This window comes from Bacillus sp. JK74 (assembly GCF_053663395.1).
This window is the reverse complement of sequence record NZ_JBSJQB010000006.1, coordinates 86,192-109,885: the sequence shown is the minus strand read 5'-3', so window position 1 is coordinate 109,885 and position 23,694 is coordinate 86,192. Positions and strand designations below refer to the sequence as shown.

Below are 23,694 nucleotides of genomic sequence, written 5' to 3'. Positions count from 1 at the left end.
ACTCCTTCCTCATCCGGCTTTGACAGAACGATAACCGGCTTTCCATTCAATGATGTTTTTCAAAAACAGTGTCACAATCGCAAAAACCGACATGACGGAGGCCGCCGCAAAAGCGGCCGTAAACTGATATTCGTTGTACAAAATTTCGATATGAAGCGGGAGCGTGTTGGTAACACCCCTGATATGACCGGAAACGACTGATACGGCGCCGAATTCGCCGATTGTCCGGGCCGCGCTCAAAATCACCCCGTAGATCAGCCCCCATTTGATATTAGGAAGCGTCACATGCCAGAACGTTCTCCAGCCACCAGCACCAAGGGTAACGGACGCTTCTTCTTCAGCATTTCCCAAGCTTTGCATAAGCGGTATTAATTCCCGGGCGATGAAAGGGAGCGTCACAAACAAGGATGCAAGCACGATTCCCGGGACTGCGAATACGATTTTTATCTGGTGATCAAGTAAAAATGGACCAAGCCAGCCGTGAAGCCCGAACAAAAGGACAAAGATTAAGCCCGCGATTACCGGAGACACGGCAAACGGCAGATCAATCAGTGTCATAAACAGACTTTTCCCCCTGAATTCATATTTGGTCACAGCCCACGCCGCGGCGACGCCGAACAGCGTATTCAGCGGAACCGTGATAAAAACGACGAGGAGCGTCAATTTCATCGCGGCAAGGGAATCCGGATGCGTGACAAAGAGGATATATGCTTCCGCTCCCTTTTTAAAAGCTTCAATAAATATAAATGCAAGCGGCATGATTAAAAATATGGACAAAAAGAGCAGAACTGCTGAGATCAGCACCCATTTCACAACGGGTGATTCCCGTATCTCCCGCTTAGGCACGGCTGTTTTCGCTGTTTCCAGCTGCATGGCATATCCCCTACCTTCCTGCGTATTTTCTCGCGGTGAGCCATTGCAATCCATTGATGATGAATAAAATGAAAAATGTGATGACAAGCATGACTGCCGCAACAGCTGTTGCCCCGGCATAATCGTATTGCTCTAATTTCGTCATAATGATCAGCGGGGAAATCTCGGTTTTAAACGGCATATTGCCCGCGATAAATACAACAGAACCATACTCCCCGAGGGCGCGGGCAAAAGATAATGCGAAACCCGATATAATAGAAGGAAAAAGCTCCGGCAGAATGACCTTTTGGAAGGTTTTCCATTTCGAAGCTCCAAGTGACGCAGATGCTTCTTCCGTTTCCTTTTGGAGATTTTCTAAGACGGGCTGAACCATCCTGACGACAAAAGGCAGCCCGATAAACGTCAATGCGATGACAATGCCGATCGGTGTAAAGGAAATACGGAAAGGAAACAACTGTCCGATCCAGCCGTCCGGTGAATACATTGCCGTTAATGTAATGCCTGCGACGGCGGTCGGCAGCGCAAACGGCAGATCAACCAGGCCGTCAGCCAGCCTTTTCCCCGGAAAGTCATATCTCGTCAGCACCCAGGCGATGACAACGCCGAAAACCGCATTGATCAAAGCGGCGCAGCCCGCCGTCAAGAAGCTCAGCCGATAGGAAGCCGCGGCCCTCGGCTCAGAAATGATATGCCAGACGTCCCCGGGCCCCATTGACATCGTATGAAAAAACACCATGGACAGCGGCACGATAACCAAAACGGCCATATATAAAAATGTAAATCCCATCGTTAATCCGAACCCCGGAATCACGGACGGTTTTGTTTTTTTGAAAAGTAACGTTCTCATACTCGTTTCCTCTTTCTATTTCTCATAGATGCTGTCAAAGGTTCCGCCGTCATTGAAATGAGTTTCCTGCGCTTTTTTCCAGCCGCCGAATTCCTTTTCGACCGTCACCGTTTTAATCTGCGGGAATTGTTTTTCATACTTTTTCAGAACCCCTTTATCGCGGGGCCGGTAAAAATTCTTCGCGGCGATCTCCTGCCCTTTTTTGCTGTAGAGGTAGGACAAATATGCTTCAGCCGCTTTTTTTGTTCCTTTTTTATCCGCGGTTTTGTCGACAACAGAGACAGGAGGCTCAGCCAGAATGCTGATTGAAGGATTGACAATCTCATATTTCTCCTTGCCGAATTCCTTCAGTGTGAGATAGGCCTCATTTTCCCAGGCGATCAGCACATCCCCCATCCCTCTTTCTGTAAAACTGGTCGTGGCTCCGCGCGCCCCTGAATCAAGCACTTCCACATTGCCGTAGAGGTCTTTCATAAACTGTTTGATTTTCGTGTCGTCATGATGATACGTTTCATCGGCATATGCCCATGCCGCTAAATAGTTCCATCTGGCTCCGCCCGATGTTTTCGGATTGGGCGTAATGACCGAAACGTCCTTTTTCACCAAGTCAGCCCAATCAGTGATGTGTTTCGGATTCCCTTTTCTGACTAAAAATACGATGGTTGACGTGTAAGGAGTTGATTGATCCGGCAGACGTGACTGCCAGTTTTGATCAATGAGCCGGGCTTTTTCTGCTATCGAATCAATGTCATAACCTAAAGCAAGCGTTACGACATCAGCGTCGAGTCCGTCTATTACGGATCTGGCCTGCTTCCCCGAACCTCCGTGCGACTGCTGAACGGTTACATCTTGACCCGTTTTCTTTTTCCAGTAGGAAGAAAAGGCCTGATTATACTCTTTATACAGCTCCCGTGTCGGATCATACGATACATTCAGCAGCTGAACGGTCTTTCCGTCTGAGGACGCGCTGCCGGACTCAGATTGACATGCTGACAGCGCCCCTGCCAATAAGATCAATACTAAAAATGCCGCTGTTTTTTTCATGTGCCTGATTTCTCCTCTCTTTTTCCGCATAAAAAAAGGCATATTATCCCCTTTCAAAAAAGGGAAATAATATGCCTTCAGTTGACTGATGGGCAATTATACCGGTATCAGATTTGGGCAGAACGGCCAGCTTTCGTTTGTGTACGATCAGCTATTTGTGCCGGTTCGATGTGTATAAGAATAATTCAAACTATCCCTAGCTGTCAACTAAGTTTTAGAATATTTAAATTGTTTTCCGCTGACAAAAAAAGCGCCCCGCCTCTGGCCGGAGCACCTTTTTTCTATGCTTTTGCTTCCTCGATCACACATGTGACACCCATGCTGGCGAGCGCCTGCTCCAGGGAGCCGTAAGTTTGATACTCTGAAAAATCAAGCCCCAATTGGATAGAAGTCTGTGCCACATCAGGCCGAATGCCGGAAAACACGGTTCTGATGCCGAGGAGAAATAACGTTTTCGACAGCATATACAATTGCTGCGCCACCATCGTATCGACAATGGGCACACCGGACAGATCAATCACAAGGTTTGTGATCCGTTTGGCGACACAGTTTTCCGGCACCGACTCCAAAATCACACGCGCCCGTCTCGTATCAATCGGGCCGATGAGCGGCAGAGTGCCGATCGTATCCGCGATCAAAATAACCGGACAGCTCAATTCGGAAATAAGCTCCTGCTGAGATGACAGCCTCGCGATCATTAATTTCTGAAACTGTTCAGTAAAATCCGTCATCAGCTGATCAAACGAGCCGTTGACAATGTAATTCCAGCGGCGGGCATCCTCATTTGTTACGATGTCCTGATGCTCATCCATAAAACGGGTGACCGCCTCCCAAAAGACAGTTCTTGAATTGCCGATCGCCTCAACGACCTCATGAACCTCCGCGTCTTGCTCCACTCTGCTTTTCGCTACCTGTGCGGCCCATTTTTCTTTATTATGCTGAAAAACGGCCGGATCTTCCAAAAAAGCGCTTGCGATGACCGTGTTTGTAAAGGTATGCTGCTCGATCAGCAGCCGTTTCATTTCCTCGCTTAATTGATCCGCAGAATAAAAACGCCCTCTCAGCTTCCGTCTCAGCTTAAGCCATTTTTCCGTCAGCTCTGCCGAATGTGTAATAATATAATCATGAAGTAATTGGTCTTTGTTCACTGCCGTCTCCTCTTTCAAGAATATGTACTTTTGTCTAAATTATAAATCGGAATCGCCAATCGCACTAGAGAAATTAAAAAAAGCCGGCACATTAAAGCTTTTGATTGCTTTTTTCGGCAGGAGGATACACTATAAAAGAAATGAAACAGGAGGTCAGTATGATGATCAAAAAAATCGCGACAGTTGCCGTATACACTGATGATCAGCAAAAAGCGAAAACATTCTGGACGGAAAAAGCGGGGTTTGAAACCGTCGCCGAGCATCCGATGGGACCGGGCGCCTTCTGGCTTGAGGTAGCGCCCAAAGGGGCCGCCACTCATTTGGTTATTTATCCGAAATCGATGATGAAAGGGGCCGAGCATATGAAGGCTTCTATCGTATTTGAGTGTGAAGATGTCTTTGCCGCATACGAACAGATGAAAAAGAACGGCATCACCTTTTTAGATGAACCGAAACAAATGGAATGGGGCAGCTTCGTGCAATTTAAAGATGAGGATGGTCATGTCTTTCTCCTGAAATCGTAATCCGTCAGGCATCTCAATTGACTTTGATAATCATTTTCATTTAAAATGTTGGATAAAGCGTGAAAATGATTGGAGAGCTGCCAGATGTTTGTGCAAATCAGAAAAATGACCGTAAAAGAAGGACATGCCGACAAAGTAATCGAACGCTTCAGTTCAGAAGGCGTGATTGAAAAGCAGGAAGGTTTGATAGACGTAACGGTTCTGGAAAAAAAAGTCCGCCGCGGTGATGAAGAAGTCGTCGTGTTAATCCGCTGGGAGTCTGAAGACCATTGGAAACAATGGGAAAAAAGCGAAGACCACATCGCGGCCCACAAAGCAAACCAAGGCAAGCCGAAACCTGATTATATGCTTGGAACGGATGTCGGTATGTATCATGTCAGAGCCGTTAAAACAGGCGTACACGAAAAATAATAAAGAGCATTTGCCCCAGGGCAATGCTCTTTTTATTTTTTCTCCTCATACGGCAGGACAAACAGCGGTTTATCGGGCTTCCATTCCGCATACAGCACGTCCTCCGTTTTTTTGATGTTCAGCTTTTTCAGCTCCTGATTCAGCTGCTTTTCTTCCAGCCCGGCTTCTTTCAGATTTTCATACAGCACTTCGCCGTCAATAATCAGCGTGACCGGCAAAGAGACCTGCTTCGGCTTTATTTGCATGTCGCCGTTTTTCGTCGTGTCATATTGGAATTTCGGCAGGACGCTGACCATCCCGTTTGTTTCTAAAATCGCGTACTCCGCTTCCTGTATGGAAAAGCAATTCGCCTGTCTGAGAAGGCTTTGCAACTGATTAATGTCCAGCTTATTCTTTTTCAGCACATCATATTTCAGTTTTCCTTTATGTATGATAATACTCGGCTCGCCTTCCAACAGCTTTCTGGAGCTTTTTACTTTCTGCGTAATCAGTTCGATGAGATAAATTAAAACCCCCCATAACAGAGAAGCAAAAATGATTTCAATAATCCTGACGCCTTTATCATACACCGCATTTCCGACCAGTTCGCCGAGGATGAGCGCGGAAATAAAATCAAACGGCGTAATTTGCGAGAATTGGGTTTTTCCAAGCAATTTTAAAATCACAAATAAAATACCCAAGCCGCATACTAACTCCCAAGCCACTGTAAGTAAATGTCCCATATTCGCACCTTCTTCTTAAAAGTCATTACCATTATGGACATCCGCCTGTTTTCTATACAGCGGCCGGCAATACACAAAAAAACGCAGCCGAGGCCGCGTTTTTTCACTTCTGCTTACTGTTTTTGATTCGATCTGACGACCCGTAAGCACACCTCAGCGGCATAACCGGCTGCCGCTCCGGAACCCGCAAACATCGCGGCAAGCCCCAAGCCCATTCCTTCCCAGCCGCCGACACCGAAAATGCTGTAAACAACCGTACCGAAAGCAGTCAGGCCCAGCACCGCCAAAAGACACTCAGGCCACATCTTTTTAGGCCATTTCTTACGGAGCACAGCCGATACGGCAAAGTTAAGACAAAATGCGGCCAGACAGATCAGATAAAAAAACCCCATGTCTTTTGCACCTCCGTCATAAGGAGCTTTTTATTTACTCACCTTTTTTTCAAACAAATGATAACCCGGCGCGAGCCCTTTTGATTCGTAACCCATTCCGCTGTAAAACGACTGAAGCGCCTTGTTTTCGGCCACGCAGTCGAGCCGGATTTTCGTTTTTCCCGGACAAGACACACCCGTCTCCGCCCAAGTCATGATTGTCCGGCCGAGCCCCGCGCCTGCAAACCGCCTGTTAATCGCCAGCCGGTGGAGATATACGGACTCCTCATGTCCTTCATCGCCCCATAGACGTCTGTCCCACCCGCTTGCTTCGGGAAGCAGCATGACGACGCCTGCCAGCTCTTCATTCTGCCTGAATAAAAAAACATACCCTTTGGCGATCGCCTCCCGCATATTGTGGGTATCTTCCCCTTGCAGAAGGCCGCTCCACTGGTTCGACCCTTTATCGCGAAGCCATTCTGCCGCTTGCACGAGCAGATCCATAACCTCTTCTTCATCATCCTTCCGGGCGGAGGTGACCCGGAATGCCCCCGCCTTCTCCTCCGTAATCGTAAATGGTGTCATAAAATCCTCCTGTAATCAGAATATTCGACACCTTTATTATAGACCAAACGCAGAAAGGAAAAAAACAGCCGTCATGTTTGAGGGCCGTTTAAAAAATTTTCTTCTTATCACGTTCTTCTTTTAAAATCTCAACCGCTTCCCTGAAACGCATAGAGTGAACGATTTCACGCTCACGCAGAAAACGGAGTGAATCATTCAGGTCAGGATCATCGGAAATATCAATAATCCATTGATACGTCGCTCTCGCCTTTTCTTCAGCCGCAATATCCTCATATAAATCAGCAATCGGATCTCCCTTCGCCTGTATGTAAGACGCTGTGAACGGAACTCCGGCCGCATTGTGATAAAACAGCGCGCTGTCATGGTTGACGTAATGATCACTGAGCCCTGCATCACGCAGCTGCTCCGGTGTCGCATCTTTTGTCAGCTTATAAATCATCGTCGCAATCATTTCTAAATGCGCAAACTCCTCCGTGCCGATATCCGTCAGCAGGCCGATCACCTTATCAGGAATCGTGTAGCGCTGGTTTAAGTACCGGAGCGCTGCGGCCAATTCGCCGTCCGCCCCGCCGTATTGTTCAATGAGAAACTTAGCCAGCATCGGGTTGCATGTACTCACTTTAACCGGATACTGCAGCTTTTTTTCATATACCCACATTTACAGATCCCTCCTTATACTTGCCATGGCCAAGGACCGCGGCCCCAGTCCCATTGAGCGCCGGCCTGACTCACGCCGAATTGCAGAAGCGGTCCGTACTCAGGTTCAAACCGTTTTCTCAGCTGCCTTGAGTACCGGGAATATTCATGAAACTGCTGAAGCGCGAGACGGTCATGGGGATGCGTATCCAGATAAAGCGTCAGCTCCACCAAGACAAAGTCCGCCGCCTGGATTTGTTCCAGCAGCCGATAGTATTCATCATCAATCTTTTTCGCCATATTCGATTCCCCCCCGATAAGGATTATCATAGAAATCGTAAAGATCCTTCCAAAGGGTTCCTTTTCTCAATGCCTCCATCGGAGAAAACTGCTCCAAGTGATACGGCTGAAACCGCATATAAAGATGCGGCGGCGTTCTGTAGTATTTTCTTCCGATCGGCGGGCAGGGATCAAACCGGCTGTGGAAGGGTTTATAGGATTTGACCGGTGTAAACGGCTGATTTTCTTTCATTACGATCCTCCTTTCCTAAACACATGACCTTAATAGGTATGAATCCGTATCGGCATTTATGCCCTGTAAGAAAATAAAAAAGCCCGTTAAAAACGGACTCAATGCAGCTCATCTGGAATTTGAAGTAAAAAAATCATAATGAAAAATCTGATTGAAAGCGCTGATAATGTTTCAATGTATATTCCGTAAGTCGTCGATCATATTCAGGATATTCATATCTCAATAAAACAGCCACTGACGTTGAATATGCTCTGAAGAGACCTTGGCAGTCAAATAATGCCTTCCACACACTTTCATACGTATTGCCGACATAAGTATTCAGCAGAATTTCCCAATCTTTCGCATTCATGTAATGTTGAATATACTTATAATTCTTCCCTACACTTAATGAAAACTGATGCTCTATCCCGATATTCCACGCAATCATACGCAAAACATTAGGCCTTAAAATGTCATTCATATGATCCAGCGCAAACAGTATTTCTTTACGCATTAATCCTTTAATCACATAGGTTGAAACCATCCAAAATTCATTGCAGCAATCATCAAACTCTCCGGGGGTCGGTTTCTTTATATGATATTGTTCATCACTCGCAATCATCTTACTGTTGATTCGGTCATCCTTGTCTAATAATATTTCCGCCAAACCATCACTCTGTGTAAAATAATTCTCTGTTTGACTCAGAGGGATCAAAGTTAAGTCGATTTTATGATGATCTTTAAAAAGCATGAGATAGGAGAACCAGTCTCCGAGTTCCGGAGGGAAAAGTTCCATATCTTCAGGTTTTTGCATCATCATTCTTTCGCCAAACTGATCCAGCCAGCTTTCGTCAGATGTGAAAGAGTCCATATCGGTCACAAAATAAGAAATATCATAGTCTTGAAATTTGTCTCTCGGTACATTTTTATTGGTTCTTGATCCCTCTAAAGTGACAAGACGGATTCTCTCGTCCTTCATCGCAATATCAAGAATCAATTTCATCATTTCGTCTTCACTTCTCACATGTAAAACCTCCCGATAAAGAGTTTTTACAGATCATGCTTTTCAGTTTATAAACAACTTGCTCATGATTTACAGAAATGTCATATGTACTTGATGATTTTGCTCCAATCGTAACACAGCTGCAAGAACATGAGAAGAGCACTCTTGCTGTTCCAAGAGTGCTTTTCCCGAATGGTCAGATAAATTGGCTGTCCCGATGATGATGGTGATGGAACGGGTAGCCGCCGTAGCCTCCGCCATAGCCGCCAAAACCGTACCCCGGATATCCTCCGAAGCCGCCGTAGCCGCCAAAACCGCCGTAACCGCCAAAACCGTATCCCGGGTAGCCGTAGCCTCCGCCGAAACCGTATCCCGGATATCCTCCGAAGCCGCCGTAGCCACCGTAGCCTCCGTAGCCGCCAAAACCGTACCCCGGGTAGCCTCCGTAGCCTCCATAGCCGCCGCCGTAAATCGGTCTTCTTTCATTCATGATTTATCGCTCCTTCACATAGGTTACAGTCCAGTTTATGACATGCGGAAGGAAACGTATGGGCATCCGCCCAGTTTTGGTGAAATAATCAATAATTGCTTACGGAGAAATACGATACAGGCCGGCCGCATAAGCAAAATAAAAAGGCCGGAACTTATGCCGTCCCGGCCTTTTTGTCTTTATTCGCCTAAATCCACATTGTGATAAACCTGCTGTACGTCTTCGAGGTCTTCCAGCACATCGATCAGCTTTTCAAATTGAGCTTTCGCATCTTCCGGAAGCTCGACTTCATTTTGCGCAAGCATCGTCAGCTCCGCAACCGTGAACTCTTCAACGCCGGCATTTTTGAATGCCTCCTGTACGGCATGGAATTGATCAGGCTCGGCATATACGATAACACTGTCATCCTCTTCCAAAATATCGCGCACGTCCACATCAGCTTCCATCAGCAATTCCAGCGCTTCATCCGCCGTCTTGCCTTCAACGCCGATAACGGCGGTCGCATCAAACATGTAAGCGACAGACCCGCTCACACCCATATTTCCGCCGTTTTTCCCGAATGCGGCGCGCACTTCAGGCGCCGTGCGGTTTACATTATTCGTTAACGCATCAACGATGATCATTGAACCGTTCGGCCCGAAACCTTCGTAACGCAGCTCGTCAAAGTTCTCCTCCGCGCCGCCTTTCGCCTTTTCAATCGCACGCTCAATAATATTTTTCGGCACACTGTACGTCTTTGCGCGTTCAAGCACCACTTTTAACGCCTGGTTCGATTCCGGATCTGGCTCGCCTTGTTTTGCCGCCACATAAATCTCACGGCCGAACTTCGCGTAAATCCGGCTCGTATTTGCGTCCTTTGATGCTTTCTTTTCTTTAATATTGTTCCACTTACGGCCCATTTTGTTCCACTCTCTTTCACGAATTGAATCTGTATGATAAATACTCTGCTTCTATTATACCTCAGCGGTTGGGTTGTTTCGAGTGTAAGACATTAGAAAAAACAGGCACGCTTAAAATCACCGGAGCGCAGTAAGCCGAATTTGAGGATTATTGTACAAAACATAAAAAAGCCCCCCTTCATACAGGAAGGAAGTCGCAAGCCAAAAGATTCATTTTATTCTTATTACCTATTTCCTACACTGTATATCCTGACTCACGTGGTAAAATTTTGATATCGAACAAAAGAAAGGATATGGTCATGAAAGTTTTCGAAGCAACCACCCTCCTGGCCGCCGCCAAACAGCGCGCGGGTGAATACAAAAAACTGCGCGGCCAGATGGTTAATCTGAAAAAAGCGTTTCAAGGCATGGCTGATCTTGGTGACAATGATTTCTCAGGCCGGGGCGCAAATAACATCAAAGCTTTTTTCAAGGACCACGCCGGCGTCACAGACAGCTGGCTTGATCTGATCGATATGAAAATCGCATTTCTCACAAGCCTTCCCGGCAAGGTCGAAGATGCCGGACTTTCCAGTTCGCATGTGGAGGAATCTTTCCTGGAGCATGAACTCACCCACGCCCTCAGCAAATCAAAGGCGATTATGGAAGGGCAAAAAAAGGACATGGGGTCCATCCTCAGAGAGATCGAAGACATCATCTCGCTTGATCTGTTTTCAACGGAAAGCACAGATCAAAAGCTGTCTTCAGCTGACAAAAAAAGAAGCGAAACGATACATAAACTCGGCAAGCTTGATCACGATCTAACAAAAGAATACGCAGAAACCGAAGCGAACGAACAGTTCATCCAAGCCGACTTTCAGCAGCTCCAAAACGCTACGGGCAAAGGAAAAGGCGCCACGCCGCTTCACTACAACGCCAAGGCGTACCGTGAAAGCGACATCCATAAGAAAAAAGGCGAGATTGCAAGACATTCGGATGCTTATTTGAAGATGAAGAAAGAGGAAGCGAAGGAACGAGAGATTGAAAAACTGAAAGAAAGACTGAAAAACTACGATTATGCGAATGCTGATGAATTCTACTCAATGGCCAAAACGATCGGCTATAAAAACCTGACAAAAGAACAGCAGCGCTACTTCACTCAAATTGAAAACACGCGTGAACTTACAGACGGTTTCAAAGGCGTTGCCGTCGGCCTTTATGATTCCGGAAAAGACGCGGTCACTGGCCTATGGGATATGGTCACAGATCCGGGCGGAACGGTTGAAGCCATTACAGGAGCGGTGGCTCACCCGATCAAGACGTATGAAGCCATTTCAGCGGCAATCGAAGAATCGTACCAAAAAGACATGGTGAATGGCGACACCTACTCCAGAGCAAGATGGGTGTCATATGCAGTGGGCACCGTTGTGACATCAGTCGTCGGCACAAAAGGCGTCGGTGCCGTCTCAAAAACAGGCACAGCCGCCAAAGTGACAACCAAAGTCAAAACAGCAGCAAGCAAATCCGCCGCAGCACAAAAAGTGATAACGGTCTCAAAACAAACCGTTGATCACATCAAACAAAAAGTAAACACAAGCATGGAAGTATCAAAAAAACGTGTCAAAACCAAGTTAAATCAAATTGGAGATCTCACCCTGGCTGATATTCTCCCGTATCATCCGCGTCACGACTTAGTGCCGGCGGGCGTGCCTTACAATGCAGTCAACGGGGTCACACTTAAAGAGGGACTGCAGAAATTCGCCAAGGTCATCCTGCCGAAACCGTACGGAACCTCCGCAAGCGGCAGACGGACACCGGCACCGCATGTACCGCCGGTAACGGTCAAATACGGCGAGCATTTTGCGAAATGGACCAGAAAGAAAGTATTAAAACCGAATGTCATCTATAAAACAAAAGAAGGCTACACGTACACCACTGACAACTATGGTAGAATTACAAGTGTCAAAGCAGACTTACAGCTGGGAGAAGCAAAACGCAACCAATATGCACAGTCAAAAGCAGGTAAACCAGACCGTCTGACAGATGACGACGGAGGCCACCTAATCGCCACTCAATTCAAAGGCTCAGGCCAATTCGACAACATCGTGCCTATGAATTCTCAGATTAATAGGAGCGGCGGGAAATGGTATGAGATGGAGCAGGAGTGGGCAAAGGCTCTTAAAGAAGAACCACCGCAAAAAGTTAACGTTAATATAAAAGCCATATATAAAGGTGATTCACTAAGACCAGACAAATTCATCGTTAAGTACAGCATTGGAGATGCTGATTTCGAAAAAGTAACAATAAAAAATCAATCTGGAGGTTGAGATCATGGACACACCAAAAATGGGTGAATTGTATCAAAGAATAGCAAATCAGATAAATGAAATGATTCCATCAGAATGGGAAAAAGTATATCTTTACGCCGAGATATTAGAGGACTCTTCCGAAGTATATTTTTATTTTAATATACCGGGCGAGAGTGAATTCTTATATTCACATAACATTCCAGACCATTTTAATGTAAGCGAAGATATCTATGATGATTTATTAATCGAACTTCAAGAATCATTCGAAGAATTACGCGAAGAGTACAAGGAAAATAATCCGCAAATTTGGACAAACTTGACTTTGAAACTAGATAGGACAGGACAGTTTTCTATAGATTATAACTATGAAGATGTAATTGCTTCAGAGCTAAATGGATCTCAAAGAAAAGCTATTTGGGTGTATAAAAACCTGGGTTTACTGCCAAAAAGGAAAACGGTCAGAGACTTTTTAGAGGATTATATTAAGACTAACGAAGGAAAAATTTAAATTAGTTTCTGATTACGTGAGTTTATTAATTGAACTTCAAGAGTTATTCGAGGAGTTAAAAGAAGAATTTAAAGCAAATAACCCAGATTGTTGGACCAATTTAACGCTTAAACTAGAGAATACCGGTAAATTCTCAATTGACTACGATTACACCGATGTCATCGCCTCAGACTTAAACGGAACACAACGGCAAGTGGTATGGGAATATCAAAACTTGGGGATTTTGCCTGAAGATGAGGATGATAAACAGTTTGTAATAAGCTACTTCGGTCTATAAATCAATAATGGCTCAGCGCTTTACTGCTGGGCTATTTTTTATAACTGGGATCTCTCGACGATTGAGGGTGAAAAAGGTTGGAAACTAAAAAAACGTAAGATTTGTATCAGAGAATTAAATGACATCATACCTTGTGAATGGGCAAAAATGTATCTTTATGCAGAAGTATTAGATGACTCTACCATGGTTCTCTTTCATTTCAAGACACCAAAAAAACGTCAACTGATTTATTCGCAAGATCTACCAGCCTGATACGGTGTAAATAAAGATATCTTCAACACTTTTTTAAGAGAAATCCGAGAACTTTTTGAGGAATTAAGAATTGAGCACAAAAGAATAATAATAAACAAAACAGGCAGCATCCAGTAAACGGATGCTGCCTGTTACATCGTTATGTATCGTCTGAAGAGGTCATTTATTTTGTTTTTTAAATATGAAAATAGATATGACGGTAAATATGATGGCTGTAATGACAATGACCCACAAGCTCGCAGCCGTACTGATAAAATGGCCGTTTAACTTGTAGACGATCCCGTAATGCTTTTCATATTCCTGTATTTGGTCCGCAGAAGCATGTTTAAATACTTTATCAACTGAGTCTGTCATAAACGCTTTTCTGAACAGAACGGCGGTGTGGCTGATAGGGAAATACATAATAATCTTCTGCACAAACACCGGTACGCCGCCGATCGGCACATATACTCCGCATAAAAAACCGATGGCTGTTCCGACAATCGTACTTAACGTCGAAAATGCATTTTGTGTGTGAATAAACAGCGTTAAAAATAAATTTATGGAACTTGAGAGTGCAACTGAAAGAATAATGATCCCCAATACTTCAAGTATATCTGTACCGCTTAAAAGCTTGCTGCCTGTTGAAACGAGAAAAATTTCACAGCCTAAAAAGGCGATGAAAGAAAAGATCAAGCCGATGACAAATGAATGAATGACATAGCTCAATTGGATGGTCGCCCTTGATAAAGGAGCTGTTAAAAAGTCATACGTTCTCTTGCTTTCTTTATCTTTCACCATAATTCCGAAAGCGCCTAAAGTCGTTGTCACAGCTGTAATGGACAGCAATCCCGCCACCATCCATTCGTTCACCATTGCTTTGGAATCATCTGTCGAACCGACCAGGGCCTTAATGGCGTCCAGCTGTGTCTGCTGTAAGAACACGGCATATAACAGAATGACGATAAATACTGACAGCAAAGAAAGAAGCAAAAGCGTTCGATCACGGAAGTATATTTTTATATTTCTGCTGATTAAACTGGATAAAGACTTCATTTATGCAATGCTCCCCTTTACTGGCAAACTGCTTCCTTGTTCTTCGATAATATGGATAAACACATCATCCATATTCCCTTTAATCACCTCGAAAGATTCAATTTTTCCTTCAAGACCTTTCAAAATGTCAAACGCTTGGAGAGTGGACTCTACACGAAGGGAATAAATAGAGTTTTTAACCGTAAAATCCAGTTGTTTATTTTCAAACCAGGCAGTCGGATCAACGCCTTGCTTAAACATCATATGCAGACTGTCAAACGCATATTGATCTTTCAGCTGACTTGGTGTACCCTCTTCGATCAGGCGTCCTTCTTTGATGACCACAACGTTATCAGCCACAGCGGCCTCCTCCATGTAATGGGTCGTTAAAAAGATCGTCATGTTTGTTTCTTCCTGCAGCCTTTTAATCGCATTCCAAACAAATACTCTCGTTTGCGGATCAAGACCTGTAGTAGGCTCATCTAAAAATAATATAGTCGGTTTATGGATGATGGCACGGGCAATATCCGCTCTTCTTCTTTGTCCGCCTGACAAATCGCTGTATTTTTTCTCCTTAATATCATCCAATTTTAAATAGTCTGTTACAAACTGATAGTTCTCTTGCACTTGTACCTTGCTTAAATGATAATATTGTCCGCGGTTCATGATATTTTCATAAACGGTCAATCGTTCATCCAAAATGCTCTCTTGGAAAACAACTCCGATCTTTTTGCGGATATGATTATTCTCTTTCCCCTCACCAAGCGTATAACCGTCTATTACCACTTTTCCGGATGTCTTTTTAATCAGCGTACAGAGAATATCGATAGTGGTCGATTTCCCTGCACCGTTCGTTCCCAGAAATGCAAACAGCTCGCCGCGTTTGACAGAAAAGGATACCCCTTTCACTGCTTCAAATGATCCATATTTTTTGCGCAGATCGGTTACTGTAATAATGTCTTGTTCTTCTCCCATTCTGTTCACCTCGAAAAGTAAGATTCTATACCGTTGTTCACTAACTTTATATCGTCATTCCCGCCAGGATTTTCTCATTTTTATCCAAATTTATTATCTTTTTATAAATAATTATCTTGATTATGAAGATATGCGTACCATAAAAAGACTTCTTAAAAGAAGCCTTTTATCGTTTTACGTTAATATTATGCTTTCATTCCCCAAGTCATTAACAATCGCCACTTTGTTAAGAAGCTTTGTAAGGATCTCCTACACAAATAGATTTTTCTTTTCCTGCAAAAACGGTAGAAATTTTAGTCGCATTCGTTAAAAAGCCTTTAACAGTTATCGCAAAATCTTGCCCTCCCTGCTTTTTAAAGGTACAAGATCATAGCGTGATGTTTTTCCCAATTCCGTTTTAATAAATAATTAAAAAAGGTTTCATTTGTGCTTATATGTGGCTTTTTCTTCAGCAACTGATGAAGACTTAAAGAACTCATTCTCTTTGTAATTCATTTGCATATGTTTCAGCCTTTTAAAAAAGTAATTTTCTAATTGTTTGTCTATACAATAAATAAAACAGCCTTTTTGTCCCCGGGTCATCAAAGTTCTGTATGTGTTGCGAATAATTTCGTCTGCAAGCTTCTCAGCTTCTTCTGAATTTTGCTTTAGCATTTTCTTCAAACCACGTAAGGAGGTATCTGTTTTCGCCCGCTTTGAATGATCAGTCAATACTACTCCATCCCTGCACACTAGATCATTTCCTATAATTACACCTACATAATCAAATTCCAGACCTTGGCATGTGTGTATACAACCTATTTCATTAATAGAATCTTCGTCAATTGCCCATGTGTCTGAGTTATTTAAATTCCAACTCATTCCGAATTGATATTCAGGAATCTCGATATCATGAAATTCTGTTCTAGCTTTTCCTTCCTTCACCCAATCCCAACAGTAACCAGCAACTATTCGAGCTTTATTATTAACTTTATTCAGATCTTCTATCTGTTTACGCAATTCATTTGGATTTCTATATATACGAAAATCGTAGTTCATTCCAATATAATTAGAATTCGCAGTTTCCCGAATTTGAAGAACATCATCTAACCAGCTTATATAACCATCTGAACCATTGCAACGAAACTGTGAATCCAGTTTCATATTTGTAACCTGAGCATCTAATTCTTTTGAGAATTTAAGGATTGTATCAGTGCTACCAATATCTTTTAACGTTACTCTTTGATGTTCGTCTATGAAAAAAACAGAAAGTTTGGAAGCATTTATTATTTCCTTAATTTGATTTTCCCCAAGGTTATTAAATAAACCGGATTTCTCATTTAATCGATGCGCCTCATCAACAATTAAAACGTCAAATTCACCTGATGGAGCATTGACATAACTGCCCGATCCTTTAAATAAATTATCAATGTGCCCTTTCCGAAAGTTTTGTTTTAACTTAGTAGCATATATATTTCTGGGAGCTGCATTTTTTGTTACATACTGTGCAACGAGACTTCGGTTTGTTGCTTCTACTAATAAATTTACAGCAAGAACAGATTTTCCTGTACCTGGCCCGCCTTCTACAACTAAAACTTGTTTAGTGTTTGTACGTAATGCCTCATTCGCCAAATGTAAAGCCGTCTCATAAACAACTTTTTGATTATCAATCATCATAAACTCTCGATTACCTTGAAGCATACTGTTTAACGAATCTTGAAGAGACTTCGAAGGCCGTATTCTTCCTTTATCTATTGTATATAGGATTTCTTTGTTGTCTCCATATTTAATATACTTTTTAATGAAATCACGAAGCTTACCTGAATCACCTTTGATAAAAACAGGAGCTTCTTTTATATAATATTCATATATTGAATCAGTTAATGGATCGTCTGTACCCTGATTCAAGTAGTTATGTAAGTATGTACAAGGATATAGCATGATATCTTCTTTTTGCGCATTTTCATTGTAATCCTTTATTAACGAAGCGTATGACCAGGCTTGATAAGATGGATGGGTTGTTTCGCGAATTCCCTTATTTATAAACGTTTTAACGATAGCCTCTTTACTATCAATTTTCTCTACTTTCTCCCATTGTTTAAGTTCCACAATCACAACAGATGAACGATCATCCTTATCTGATCCAGATATAAGAAAATCAATACGCTTTGAAGTATGGGGTATTTTGAACTCAATAGCAATTCCTGCGTCCTTAGGAATTTCTCTATCACTTAATACCCTATACATATACTGCATAGAGTTATCCCAAGATCTAACCTCTCTCTCATTGATTTTGCCAATCTTATCATTATAGTTTTTACAGATATTCGTCACCAAATTGTCGTCAAACACATCACTCAGAAACTCTTCTTTTGTAGCTTCATAGACTATCATTGTTTCACCTTTTCATTAACTTTTTGCGTTATCTCTATAAATTCGCCGCTCAAAATAACTAAATTGAGCTATATTGAGAATACCATTTTTCTTCAAATTAATCTGTTTTAATATGATAATTAAAAAGGTTCCTTCACATATTAATATAAAAAGCAGCGTTCTCAAAAAGAGAACACTGCTTTATTTCAATACTAGCTTTGCCACACACTCCACATGATTCGTATGCGGGAACATATCCACAGGCTGCACTTCGAGCGTCTGATACCCGCCATCCTCAAGCACCCTCAGGTCTCTTGCAAGCGTTCCTGGATTGCAGGACACGTACACCACTCGCTTCGGTTTCATGTCGATGATCGTCCGCAGGAGGGCTTCGTCGCAGCCTTTTCTTGGCGGGTCGACGACTAGCGTATCTGCCGTGATGCCTTCTCCATACCATTTCGGAATGACGGTTTCCGCTTCTCCGACTGCGAATTCCGCGTTTGTGATGCCGTTCAGCTCAGCGTTGCGTTTCGCATCCTCGATGGCTTCCGGCACGATTTCGACGCCGTACACTTTTTTCGCCTGCTTTGCAAGAAATAGAGAAATGGTTCCGATGCCGCAGTAGGCGTCGATGACGGTTTCTTCTCCTTGCAGCTCTGCGTACTCAAGCGCTTTGTCGTAGAGCACTTTTGTCTGTTCCGGGTTGACCTGATAGAACGATCTGGCGGAGATGGCGAATTTGACGTCTCCGATGAGGTCGTAGATGTATTCTTCGCCCCAGATGACCTTTGTTTCGTCGCCAAAGATGACGTTTGTTTTGTTTGGATTGATGTTCTGCACGATGGATTTGACGTGCGGGAATTGCGCTGTGATATCTTCGATGATCTTCGCTTTGTGCGGAAAATCGCTTGTTCTTGTGATGAAGACGATCATCATTTCGCCCGTGACGACGCCGTATCTGACCATGATGTGGCGGAGCCAGCCTTTGTGGCGTTCTTCGTTATAGGCTTTGACACCGTATGCTGCGCAGATGTCTTTGACGGCTTGGACGGCTTCATCGTTTTTGGATTGCTGAATCAGGCAGGCGCTCATGTCGATGATGTCATGGCTTCTTTGCTGATAGAATCCGGCGACGAGTCCGCCTTCTCTTTCTCCTACCGGCACCTGCGCTTTGTTTCTGTAGTTCCACGGGTCTTCCATGCCGAGCGTCGGGTGCACGGTAACTTTTGAGAGGTCCAGCTTGCCGATCCGTTCTAAGACGTCTTTGACTTGTTTCTGTTTAAACAAGAGCTGGCCTTCATAGGTCATGTGCTGAAGCTGGCAGCCGCCGCATTGTTTGTAGATCGGACACGGGGCATCCGTTCTGTGCGGGCTTTCTTCCTTCAGCTCGATCAAACGGCCGAAAGCGAAGCCTTTTTTGACGCGTGTCACTTTGATTTGCGCTTTTTCCTCAGGCAGGGCGTTCGGCACGAAGATCGGGAAGCCCTGAACCTTTGCGACGCCCGCTCCTTCATGCGTCAAATCCTCAAATGTCACGTCATAGTATTCATTTTTTTCTATCGGGGGTTTCATTTTCATCTATAATCACCTCTCGTTTTACCAAAAGCCTTGTTTCAGCGTGCTGGCAAACCTTCAAATTCAATGTCAGCCTTCAAAGGTTTCCGATCACGCTGAAAAGATGACAAAATCCTAAAACGAATACTGTTTTAGGATTTTGTCCGCGTATTAGTCATCCAGCTGTTCCGCTTTCTCCTTCGGCATGATGACGTGAATATGCCGGTACAGATTCACGAATTCGCCGGGCAGCATGCCGCCGTATTCGCCGTCCAGGTTCAGCTGCATCTTTTCTGATACATTGACTTTCACACGGTTCGCTTTTGTGTAAATAATGTGCTGATCGTTAATATGATCGCCTCTGAGCGCCATGCTCGCGACTCTGATAAACTCCGCGAGATTGGCTTTTTTCAAAATAATTAAATCAAACATGCCGTCATTCAGGCTGGAATCAGGGGCCAGCTTCTCGAATCCGCCGACCGAGTTAGTCAGCGTCACTAAAAACAGCATAATTTCGCCTTGAAACAGCTTGCCGTCATATTCAATCTCGACTTCTGTCGGTCGAAGTGAAGGCAGCATTTCCATTCCCTTTAAATAATAAGCAAGCTGGCCGAGCATCGTTTTCAGTTTGCTTGGCACATCGTACGTCAGCTCCGTCAGACGGCCTCCTCCGGCGATGTTGATAAAATACTGACCATTCACCTGTCCGATGTCGATCGGGCGGGCTACGCCGTTAATGACGGTATCAGCGGCATTCAGTATATTCTCTCTCGGAATGCCCAGCGCTCTGGCGAAATCATTTGTCGTGCCGACCGGAATGATGCCGAGTGTCGGGCGTTTGTCTAACGGCGCAAGACCGTTGACGACTTCATTAATCGTTCCGTCTCCGCCGGCTGCGATAATCAAGTCAAACTCCCGCAAAGCGGCTTCTTTTGCGGCGTGGGTGGCATCCCCCGCGCATGTGGTGGCATGGGTGGAGGTTTCATAACCGGCTTGTTCAAATTTTTGCAGGACCTGGGCAAGATTTTTCTTGAAAAGCTCCCGTCCTGAAGTCGGATTGTATATTATGCGTGCACGTTTCATTATCTCATCATCCTACTTAAGAGTATCCGATCCATTATTAACACTAACAACCTTTAATTATACTATGACTTGAGAAAATCGCAACAATATGTACAGGAATTGCCAGAAGAAAAAAGGCCCCGGCTCCGTTTAAGGAGCCAAGGCCCGCTGTCTTACTCTTCTTCCGTTCCAGGTTTTTTCTTACGGAATTTCGCTAATACTTCATATACGATCGGCACAATCAGAAGAGTCAGCAGAGTCGAACTGATTAAACCGCCGATAACGGTGACACCGAGTCCTTTAGAAATGACTTGGCTTCCGCCTTCAAAGCCCAATGCCAATGGAAGCAGGGCGCCGATTGTCGCGATCGCCGTCATCAGAATCGGACGCAATCTCGTAGAGCCGGCTTCCAGGAGCGCTTCTCTCGTCGATAGGCCTTCCGCTTCTTTATGGATGACGCGGTCAATTAAGACAATCGCGTTTGTGACGACGATTCCGATCAGCATCAGCATACCGATCATGGCATTCAGACTGACCGTCTCTCCGGATACATACAGTCCGACTAATGCGCCGATGACTGTAAACGGAAGCGAGAACAGAATCGCAAACGGCGCTAATGCTCCGCCGAACGTGATCACAAGAACGAGGTATACGATGGCGATTGCGGCAAGCATCGCTAACCCGAGTTTCGTAAAGGAATCTGCAATATCCGCTGATACACCACCGGTATCAATCGATACATTGTCCGGTTTATCCAGTTTGTCAACTTTCTTTTGAACGGCTGATGACACCTTCGTGACGTTGTCAGAAGTGACGGTTGCCGTTACGTCAGCGTACACTTTGCCGTCGCGTTTGGAAATGGTATCAGACGTCGTGCCGTTTTTCACTTTCGCCACATCGCCGATTTTTACTTCTTGGCCTGCAGGCGATGTGATGGTTTTATCCTCTAATTCTTTTACACTCTTATACTGGTCTTTTTCTGTTTTGATGTTGACGTCAAGCTCTTTGCCGTCTTTTTTCACCGTTGTCAAAGGAGACTGTGACGTTTGGGACATCAGGGCTTGGGAGATTTGCGAAGCCGTCAGGCCCTGCTTGCTGAGTTTCTCCTGGTCAGCGACGAACGTGTACTCGTCATATGTGCTGGAAAGGCCTGAGTTGACGTCTTTCAGATCCTTCTCCTTTTTCATGATGCCTTCGATGTCTTTGACCGTGCCTTTAATATCAGACTCTGAATCTCCGTACACATAGTACGTTAATTCGTTGTTGTTGCCTGACGAACTGAAATTTTGTGATTTCCATTCGCCGCGGCTCGATGTTTTTTTGATTTCTTTTAAGACATTGTCTTTTTCTTTGTCAAAATCAGGCGTGTCATCCTCGTATTTCACGTAGAACAATGCGCCGTTTGAGCTTCCGCCGAGCGGACTTTGCGATCCTAAAGAATACTGAACGGTATCGACATGTTTGCGTTTAAGCAGCATATCTTCCGCTTTTTGCGCAGCTTTTTCAGCTTCGCTTTTCGTTTCGCCCGGTTCAGGCGTGTATGTGAGCTGCATCGTTTTGTCCGCTTGCGCAGGCAGGTAGCTCGCGCCGATCAGAGGTACGAGGAACAAACTGCCGACAAGCATCAGAACCGCGATGATAGATGTAATCCATTTATGGCTTAATGACCAATTCAGCACTTTTTTATAGAAATTGGCCAATCTGCCCGGCTTATGCTCTTTCGCTTTAACAGGCGCGCCTGTGAGCGATTTTTTGAATAAGCTGTGCGCAAGCATCGGCACCAGTGTGATCGAAATCAACAGTGATGCGGCAAGCGCGAAGACGATTGTTAAGGCAAACGGCATAAACAGTTCGCCGATCTGTCCGCCGACCATGGCAAGCGGCAGGAATACGGCAATGGTTACGATCGTTGATGACATGATCGGTTTAAACATTTCTTTTGTCGCTTCACGCACCAATTGCTTCCCGCGTAAAGGTTCATCTTTCAGCCTCATGCGGCGGTAAATGTTTTCGATCACGACAATCGAGTCGTCGACTACCCGTCCGATGGCGACCGTCATCGCACCGAGCGTCATTATGTTCAATGTGACATCAAGCTGATTCAGCACAAGAAGCGCAATCAGCAGTGACAGCGGGATGGAAACGATAGAAATCATCGTTGATTTAATATCTCTTAAGAATAAGAGAATGATCACGACCGCAAAAATCGCGCCGAAAATCGCTTTGCTTAACATCGTATCCACTGACTCTGTAATCGGCTCTGCCATATCAAGAGTCGAGCTGTACTTGAACCCTTTGTGGTCTTTTTTGTATTGATTCAGTTCATCTTTAATCGCATCGGCCACTTCTACCGTGTTGGCGTCATTGGCTTTTACGATATTAATTCCGATACTGTCCTTTCCGTTCGTGCGGGAAATGGATTCAGCTTTTTTCACATCTTTAATGTCGGCAATGTCAGAAAGCTTGACTGTCGGCACCCCTGCTGACGCGCTTTGCTGTGCCTGCTGCATAGCCTGAGCGTCCGCCGCAGATGCCGCACCGGCTCCGCCCGCTTGACCTTGAGCGGCAGAAGAAGATGTGACCGGAATTCTCATCTCTTTCAGATCTTTAATTGACGTAATATTTCCGTTAACGACAACTGATTTTTCCTTGTTGCCGAATGTGTACAACCCAAGCGGCGTATTGACGTCAGAGCCTTGGATCACTTTCTTGACGGTATCTTCATCAAGTCCGTACTCTTTCATTTTTTTGTCTTTGAAAGAGAATTCCACCTGCTCTTCCTGCTGCCCGGAAACTTGTACGGACGCAACGCCCTGAATGCCTTCAAGCTTAGGAACGAGAGTGTTTTCCACATTTTTAGTCAGATCTTCAAGCGAGCTTTTGCCGCTTGTCACACTGAGCGTCAAAATCGGGAAAGAGTTGAGGCTGTAACGGGAAATGTCAGGTTTTTTCGCGTCATCAGGAAGGCTGACACTGTCCAGCGCTTCAGCGACTTCGGTTTTCGCCTTGTCCATATCCTTGTTGTAATCATATTCAATCATAACCGATGAGACGTTTTCAGAGGATGTGGACGTTACGACGCTCACTCCTTCTAAATTCTGCACCGCCTGCTCGATCGGTTTTGTCACGTCATCCGCAACTTGACTCGGAGCAGCTCCGGGATAAGTCGTATTTACTGAGAGGTAAGGCATGTTGACGTCCGGTATGGATTCCTGCTTCATATTCATACCGGCATACAGCCCTGCTACAGTAACGATAATCGTCATCAGCCAAACTGCGAATTTGTTCTTCAGTACAAAGTTAATAATGTGGTTCATCATGTCCTCCGTTAATTTTTATTGACTGACT

24 protein-coding genes and 1 pseudogene are annotated in these 23,694 nt (G+C 44.5%); 6 read left to right on the top strand and 19 right to left on the bottom strand.

Features of this window, described 5'->3' with window-relative positions; translation table 11 throughout:
• Positions 1-9: 9 nt before the first annotated feature.
• From cysW to ACWJJ5_RS16460, 4 genes are all read right to left on the bottom strand, one after another.
• Positions 10-873 (bottom strand): sulfate ABC transporter permease subunit CysW, encoded by an 864-nt coding sequence (cysW, locus tag ACWJJ5_RS16475; protein ID WP_070081481.1) that lies wholly within the window; start codon positions 871-873, stop codon positions 10-12.
• Positions 874-883: 10 nt separating this feature from the next.
• Entirely contained in the window at positions 884-1,720 is an 837-nt protein-coding gene (cysT, locus tag ACWJJ5_RS16470; protein WP_060674487.1) for a sulfate ABC transporter permease subunit CysT, read from the bottom strand.
• A 15-nt stretch (positions 1,721-1,735) separates the two neighbouring features.
• Positions 1,736-2,806 (bottom strand): sulfate ABC transporter substrate-binding protein, encoded by a 1,071-nt coding sequence (locus ACWJJ5_RS16465; protein WP_454022550.1) that lies wholly within the window; start codon positions 2,804-2,806, stop codon positions 1,736-1,738.
• 239 nt (positions 2,807-3,045) lie between these two features.
• Positions 3,046-3,912 carry an STAS domain-containing protein gene (locus ACWJJ5_RS16460; RefSeq protein ID WP_146276292.1) on the bottom strand — a complete coding sequence of 289 codons (867 nt, stop codon included), beginning with the start codon at positions 3,910-3,912 and terminating at the stop codon, positions 3,046-3,048.
• A 161-nt stretch (positions 3,913-4,073) separates the two neighbouring features.
• Here ACWJJ5_RS16460 and ACWJJ5_RS16455 point away from each other — a divergent pair, with 161 nt between their 5' ends.
• Both ACWJJ5_RS16455 and hmoA read left to right on the top strand, forming a co-directional pair.
• On the top strand, positions 4,074-4,436 hold the full coding sequence (locus tag ACWJJ5_RS16455; RefSeq protein WP_007408938.1) for a VOC family protein: 363 nt from the start codon (positions 4,074-4,076) through the stop codon (positions 4,434-4,436).
• Between the two features lie 84 nt (positions 4,437-4,520).
• Positions 4,521-4,847: a heme-degrading oxygenase HmoA gene (gene hmoA, locus ACWJJ5_RS16450; RefSeq protein ID WP_003155696.1), complete on the top strand. Its 327-nt coding sequence runs from the start codon at positions 4,521-4,523 to the stop codon at positions 4,845-4,847.
• A gap of 32 nt (positions 4,848-4,879) precedes the next feature.
• On the opposite strand, the gene ACWJJ5_RS16445 is transcribed toward hmoA, so the two are convergent.
• The 9 genes from ACWJJ5_RS16445 to ACWJJ5_RS16405 all read right to left on the bottom strand — a co-directional run bounded on the left by ACWJJ5_RS16445 (position 4,880) and on the right by ACWJJ5_RS16405 (position 10,064).
• On the bottom strand, positions 4,880-5,569 hold the full coding sequence (locus tag ACWJJ5_RS16445; protein ID WP_024084984.1) for a YetF domain-containing protein: 690 nt from the start codon (positions 5,567-5,569) through the stop codon (positions 4,880-4,882).
• A gap of 113 nt (positions 5,570-5,682) precedes the next feature.
• The gene (locus tag ACWJJ5_RS16440; RefSeq protein ID WP_017419062.1) at positions 5,683-5,961 is read right to left on the bottom strand and encodes a YesK-like family protein; all 279 of its coding nucleotides are present in this window, start codon (positions 5,959-5,961) and stop codon (positions 5,683-5,685) included.
• Positions 5,962-5,991: 30 nt separating this feature from the next.
• A complete protein-coding gene (locus tag ACWJJ5_RS16435) occupies positions 5,992-6,525 on the bottom strand; it encodes a GNAT family N-acetyltransferase (protein WP_060674483.1) in 534 nt (177 codons plus the stop codon).
• 88 nt (positions 6,526-6,613) lie between these two features.
• Positions 6,614-7,183, bottom strand: a complete 570-nt coding sequence (cotJC, locus tag ACWJJ5_RS16430; protein WP_003155700.1) for a spore coat protein CotJC — start codon at positions 7,181-7,183, stop codon at positions 6,614-6,616.
• Positions 7,184-7,197: 14 nt separating this feature from the next.
• On the bottom strand, positions 7,198-7,461 hold the full coding sequence (gene cotJB / locus ACWJJ5_RS16425) for a spore coat protein CotJB (protein ID WP_003155702.1): 264 nt from the start codon (positions 7,459-7,461) through the stop codon (positions 7,198-7,200).
• A complete protein-coding gene (gene cotJA / locus ACWJJ5_RS16420; RefSeq protein WP_003155704.1) occupies positions 7,445-7,693 on the bottom strand; it encodes a spore coat-associated protein CotJA in 249 nt (82 codons plus the stop codon). The genes cotJB and cotJA overlap by 17 nt, the downstream gene beginning before the upstream one ends.
• Before the next feature lie 133 nt (positions 7,694-7,826).
• Positions 7,827-8,696 (bottom strand): aminoglycoside 6-adenylyltransferase, encoded by an 870-nt coding sequence (gene ant(6), locus ACWJJ5_RS16415; protein ID WP_454022549.1) that lies wholly within the window; start codon positions 8,694-8,696, stop codon positions 7,827-7,829.
• A gap of 175 nt (positions 8,697-8,871) precedes the next feature.
• Complete coding sequence (locus ACWJJ5_RS16410; RefSeq protein WP_115996197.1) at positions 8,872-9,165, bottom strand: spore coat protein; 294 nt, start codon at positions 9,163-9,165, stop codon at positions 8,872-8,874.
• 179 nt (positions 9,166-9,344) lie between these two features.
• Positions 9,345-10,064, bottom strand: coding sequence for a YebC/PmpR family DNA-binding transcriptional regulator (locus ACWJJ5_RS16405; RefSeq protein WP_003155709.1), 720 nt, complete (start codon positions 10,062-10,064; stop codon positions 9,345-9,347).
• 299 nt (positions 10,065-10,363) lie between these two features.
• Between ACWJJ5_RS16405 and ACWJJ5_RS16400 the strand changes: the two genes are divergently transcribed.
• From ACWJJ5_RS16400 to ACWJJ5_RS16385, 4 genes and pseudogenes are all read left to right on the top strand, one after another.
• Positions 10,364-12,370 carry a T7SS effector LXG polymorphic toxin gene (locus ACWJJ5_RS16400; protein ID WP_454022548.1) on the top strand — a complete coding sequence of 669 codons (2,007 nt, stop codon included), beginning with the start codon at positions 10,364-10,366 and terminating at the stop codon, positions 12,368-12,370.
• A 4-nt stretch (positions 12,371-12,374) separates the two neighbouring features.
• Positions 12,375-12,860 carry an antitoxin YezG family protein gene (locus tag ACWJJ5_RS16395; protein WP_069473184.1) on the top strand — a complete coding sequence of 162 codons (486 nt, stop codon included), beginning with the start codon at positions 12,375-12,377 and terminating at the stop codon, positions 12,858-12,860.
• 16 nt (positions 12,861-12,876) lie between these two features.
• Positions 12,877-13,137 carry a TIGR01741 family protein gene (locus ACWJJ5_RS16390; protein WP_454022547.1) on the top strand — a complete coding sequence of 87 codons (261 nt, stop codon included), beginning with the start codon at positions 12,877-12,879 and terminating at the stop codon, positions 13,135-13,137.
• Between the two features lie 147 nt (positions 13,138-13,284).
• Positions 13,285-13,470 (top strand): annotated as a pseudogene (locus ACWJJ5_RS16385) (immunity protein YezG family protein); the annotation flags it as partial.
• Positions 13,471-13,548: 78 nt separating this feature from the next.
• On the opposite strand, the gene ACWJJ5_RS16380 reads toward ACWJJ5_RS16385, so the two are convergent.
• The 6 genes from ACWJJ5_RS16380 to ACWJJ5_RS16355 all read right to left on the bottom strand — a co-directional run bounded on the left by ACWJJ5_RS16380 (position 13,549) and on the right by ACWJJ5_RS16355 (position 23,663).
• Positions 13,549-14,424 (bottom strand): ABC transporter permease, encoded by an 876-nt coding sequence (locus ACWJJ5_RS16380; protein WP_003155719.1) that lies wholly within the window; start codon positions 14,422-14,424, stop codon positions 13,549-13,551.
• Positions 14,425-15,378, bottom strand: coding sequence for an ATP-binding cassette domain-containing protein (locus ACWJJ5_RS16375; RefSeq protein WP_454022546.1), 954 nt, complete (start codon positions 15,376-15,378; stop codon positions 14,425-14,427).
• A 420-nt stretch (positions 15,379-15,798) separates the two neighbouring features.
• Entirely contained in the window at positions 15,799-17,751 is a 1,953-nt protein-coding gene (locus ACWJJ5_RS16370) for a DUF2075 domain-containing protein (protein WP_173613086.1), read from the bottom strand.
• A 180-nt stretch (positions 17,752-17,931) separates the two neighbouring features.
• Positions 17,932-19,308, bottom strand: a complete 1,377-nt coding sequence (gene rlmD, locus ACWJJ5_RS16365; protein ID WP_454022545.1) for a 23S rRNA (uracil(1939)-C(5))-methyltransferase RlmD — start codon at positions 19,306-19,308, stop codon at positions 17,932-17,934.
• A gap of 147 nt (positions 19,309-19,455) precedes the next feature.
• Positions 19,456-20,367 carry a diacylglycerol kinase gene (locus ACWJJ5_RS16360; protein WP_020955460.1) on the bottom strand — a complete coding sequence of 304 codons (912 nt, stop codon included), beginning with the start codon at positions 20,365-20,367 and terminating at the stop codon, positions 19,456-19,458.
• 152 nt (positions 20,368-20,519) lie between these two features.
• Complete coding sequence (locus ACWJJ5_RS16355) at positions 20,520-23,663, bottom strand: efflux RND transporter permease subunit (RefSeq protein WP_070081472.1); 3,144 nt, start codon at positions 23,661-23,663, stop codon at positions 20,520-20,522.
• Between the last annotated feature and the right edge of the window lie 31 nt (positions 23,664-23,694).